Raw genomic sequence first — 2,617 nt, 5'->3', positions numbered from 1 at the left:
GACTCTACCCTTCTAATTTCTATCAATTTCATTTTAAGGCACAAAAAAACCCTTCATAAATAAATATGAAGGGTTCTCTAAAAAGGCGACGACCTACTCTCCCACAATGCAGTACCATCGGCGCAAATGGGCTTAACTTCTCTGTTCGGAATGGTAAGAGGTGAGCCCCATCGCTATAATCACCTTAAATCTTTCGGTGTATGTAGTATTAACTACTTTACCGTATATAATAACATATTGAAAAAATGATTCATGAAAATTTTATATTGAACTTTATAAAAAACAGGCGTACAATAAGCCTATGGGTTATTAGTATCACTCGGCTATGACATTACTGCCTTTACACCTATGACCTATCAACGTAGTCATCTCCTACGACCCTTTAAAGAAATCTCATCTTGTGGTGGGTTTCGCGCTTATATGCTTTCAGCGCTTATCCCTTCCCAACGTAGCTACTCTGCAATGCTCCTGGCGGAACAACAGATACACCAGAGGTTAGTCCAACTCGGTCCTCTCGTACTAGAGTCAGATCCACTCAAATTTCTAACGCCCACTGTAGATAGAGACCGAACTGTCTCACGACGTTCTGAACCCAGCTCGCGTGCCACTTTAATGGGCGAACAGCCCAACCCTTGGGACCTTCTCCAGCCCCAGGATGTGACGAGCCGACATCGAGGTGCCAAACCCCCCCGTCGATATGAGCTCTTGGGGGAGATCAGCCTGTTATCCCCGGCGTACCTTTTATCCTTTGAGCGATGGCCCTTCCATACGGAACCACCGGATCACTATGCTCTACTTTCGTACCTGATCGACTTGTAGGTCTCTCAGTCAAGCTCCCTTATGCCATTGCACTCTACGCACGGTTACCAAGCGTGCTGAGGGAACCTTTAGAAGCCTCCGTTACTCTTTTGGAGGCGACCACCCCAGTCAAACTACCCACCAAGCACTGTCCCTTCATTGAAGGTTAGACTCTAGACAAGCAAAGGGTGGTATTTCAACAATGACTCCACAACGCCTAGCGACGCCGCTTCAAAGTCTCCCACCTATCCTACACATTACTTATCCAAAACCAATACTAAGCTATAGTAAAGGTGCACGGGGTCTTTTCGTCCCACAGCGGGTAATCGGCATCTTCACCGATACTACAATTTCACCGAGCTCATGGCTGAGACAGTGTCCAGATCGTTGCACCATTCGTGCAGGTCGGAACTTACCCGACAAGGAATTTCGCTACCTTAGGACCGTTATAGTTACGGCCGCCGTTTACTGGGGCTTCATTTTAGATCTTCGCCGAAGCTAAACCCTCCACTTAACCTTCCAGCACCGGGCAGGTGTCAGGCCATATACGTCATCTTTCAATTTAGCATAGCCCTGTGTTTTTGATAAACAGTCGCCTGGACCTTTTCACTGCGGCCACCCCAAAGGGTGGCGACCTTTCTCCCGAAGTTACAGGTCTATTTTGCCTAGTTCCTTAGCCATGAATCTCTCGAGCTCCTTAGAATTCTCATCCCAACTACCTGTGTCGGTTTAGGGTACGGGCTGCTTCTCTTGCTTTTCTTGGAAGTCGATTTGCTAGATTATCACCGCGACCGTAGTCTTAGTGTACTATCGAGGTGTTACCACTCTCTTCAACGCACAATTCCGTCTGTGCGCACTAACTTTTCGCCTCCGTCACTTTTATTGAGAGCAGGTACAGGAATATTAACCTGTTGTCCATCCACTACCCCTTTCGGGTTCGCGTTAGGTCCCGACTAACCCTCAGCTGATTAGCATAGCTGAGGAAACCTTAGTCTTTCGGAGTGCGGGTTTCTCGCCCGCATTATCGTTACTTATGCCTACATTTTCTTTTGTAGCTACTCCAGCATGCCTCACAGCACACCTTCAACGCCACTACAATGCTCCCCTACCACTTTTTCAAGTCCATAGCTTCGGTAATATGTTTATGCCCGATTATTATCCATGCCGAACCGCTCGACTAGTGAGCTGTTACGCACTCTTTAAATGAATGGCTGCTTCCAAGCCAACATCCTAGCTGTCAAAGCAGTTCAACCTCGTTTTTTCAACTTAACATATATTTTGGGACCTTAGCTGATGGTCTGGGTTCTTTCCCTTTCGGACATGGACCTTAGCACCCATGCCCTCACTGCTGATGAACATTTTATAGCATTCGGAGTTTGTCAGGAATTGGTAGGCGGTGAAGCCCCCGCATCCAATCAGTAGCTCTACCTCTATAAAACTATAAATCAACGCTGCACCTAAATGCATTTCGGGGAGTACGAGCTATTTCCGAGTTTGATTGGCCTTTCACCCCTACCCACAGGTCATCCGAAGACTTTTCAACGTCAACCGGTTCGGTCCTCCACTGTATGTTACTACAGCTTCAACCTGCCCATGGGTAGATCACACGGTTTCGCGTCTACCACTACTAACTAAAGCGCCCTATTCAGACTCGCTTTCGCTACGGATCCGTGACTTAATCACTTAACCTTGCTAGCAACGGTAACTCGTAGGCTCATTATGCAAAAGGCACGCCGTCACCCCAAAGGGCTCCGACCGCTTGTAAGCGTATGGTTTCAGGATCTATTTCACTCCCTTATTCAGGGTTCTTTTCACCTTT

At 47.3% G+C, this 2,617-nt stretch carries 2 rRNA genes (1 of these 2 only partly in view); both read right to left on the bottom strand.

The features are described 5' to 3' along the window. Nucleotides 1–80: 80 nt before the first annotated feature. Nucleotides 81–187 (bottom strand): 5S ribosomal RNA (rrf, locus tag M890_RS0113820). Nucleotides 188–289: 102 nt separating this feature from the next. Then, nucleotides 290–2,617, bottom strand: a 23S ribosomal RNA gene (locus M890_RS0113815); it runs 491 nt beyond the window's last position.

The sequence above is a fragment of the Olleya marilimosa CAM030 genome (assembly GCF_000518485.1).
Classification (GTDB): Bacteria; Bacteroidota; Bacteroidia; order Flavobacteriales; family Flavobacteriaceae; genus Olleya; species Olleya marilimosa.
This window is presented reverse-complemented; position numbering and strand designations above follow the sequence as displayed.